General features: G+C 58.5%; 1 protein-coding gene. It reads right to left on the reverse strand.

What is annotated here, in order from left to right:
* The coding region (locus KYE_RS11100) for an Ig-like domain-containing protein (RefSeq protein ID WP_008173290.1) at positions 1–579 on the reverse strand (579 nt) is incomplete at both ends.

The raw sequence follows: 579 nt of genomic DNA on the forward strand, positions 1-579 counted from the left end.
AATGGACTGCACGTTAAGCGGATCGCCATCCGCATCGGTGTCGTTGGCCAGAAGACCGGCCGCTGCAGCAACCGTGAGCACTTCACCAGCATGAACGCTGTAGTTTTCATCCACGACATCCGGTGCCACATTGCCAGCCTGATCAGTCACCCCGTTGATGGCAATATTGACGGTTGCCGTGTCGGTTCCCCCTTCACCATCGCTGACGGTATAGCTGAAGGAATCGCTATCCGTATCGCCATTGTTCAATGACTCGAACTGACCGTTCGGGTCATAGGTGAATGTGCCGTCGGCGTTCAGTGTGACCTGTCCGCCTTTGGCCGTAGCAAAGCTGCCCGCAGTGACCGTCAGGGTGTCCCCGTCCACATCACTGTCGGCGCCGTTGCCGTTATCCACCAGAACATTGCCTGTAACCGGGCTATCCTCGTCGGTCACCACGTTATCGTCTGCCGCAGCGGGCGCATCGTTGGCCCCGTTTATGGTCAGCGTCACCGTGGCCGTATCGGTTCCACCGTTGCCGTCACCAAGGGTGTAGGTGAAGCTGTCGGTGTCGCTGTCGCCCACGGCCAGTGATTCAAA

Source organism: Marinobacter manganoxydans MnI7-9 (assembly GCF_000235625.1).
Taxonomy (GTDB): Bacteria; Pseudomonadota; Gammaproteobacteria; order Pseudomonadales; family Oleiphilaceae; genus Marinobacter; species Marinobacter manganoxydans.